The sequence below is a fragment of the Clostridium sp. LS genome (genome assembly GCF_002760435.1).
Classification (GTDB): Bacteria; Bacillota; Clostridia; order Clostridiales; family Clostridiaceae; genus Clostridium.
This window is the reverse complement of sequence record NZ_AUUU01000122.1, coordinates 1-792: the sequence shown is the minus strand read 5'-3', so window position 1 is coordinate 792 and position 792 is coordinate 1. Positions and strand designations below refer to the sequence as shown.

Annotated in this window: 1 protein-coding gene; it reads right to left on the bottom strand. The window is 37.8% G+C overall.

Annotated features, from left to right (window positions below):
• A partial coding sequence (locus COL3_RS22965; RefSeq protein WP_278286698.1) for a transketolase C-terminal domain-containing protein occupies nt 1-792 on the bottom strand: 792 nt, incomplete at both ends.

Below are 792 nucleotides of genomic sequence, written 5' to 3'. Positions count from 1 at the left end.
GCTTCATCTTGAGCTTCGAATAATTCAAAGGCTGGCATACTTATAACTCTTGCGTCTATTCCTTTTGCTGCCAGCTCATCAGCTGCTTTGTAAATCAATTCAACTTCTGAACCTGATGCCATAAGTAATACATCTGGAGTTTCTTTCTTAGAGTCCTTAAGGATATATCCACCCTTTAATGCTCTCTTTGCGCATCCATCATATAGTGGTAACTTTTGTCTTGTTAATACTAATGATGTTGGAGTTTTTCCATTAGTTACAGCATAATACCAAGCTGCTGCTGTTTCTTTTGAGTCTGCTGGTCTAAATACTGTCATATTTGGCATACTTCTAAGAGCTGCTAATTGTTCTATTGGTTGGTGAGTTGGCCCGTCTTCTCCTACTCCAATACTATCATGTGTTAAAACATAAGCTACTGGAAGATTCATAAGAGCCGATAATCTCATAGCACCCTTCATGTAATCACTGAATACAAAGAATGTTGCACAGAATACTTTAAGTCCTCCGTGAGCATACATTGCATTAGCTATAGCTGCCATAGCGTGTTCTCTAACTCCAAAGTGAAGGTTTTGTCCACTTCTATCTTCTGCTGAGAAGTCTCCTTTTCCAGCCATATAAGTTTTATTTGAAGGAGCAAGGTCTGCTGAACCTCCAATAAAGTTTGGAATAAGTGCAGCTAATCTGTTTATTACTATTCCTGAAGATTCTCTTGTAGCCATTTCCTTATCAAAGCTCCAGAATTCTTCATTGTTTAATAAAGCTTCTTTATCAATTTCACTACTCATCCACTTA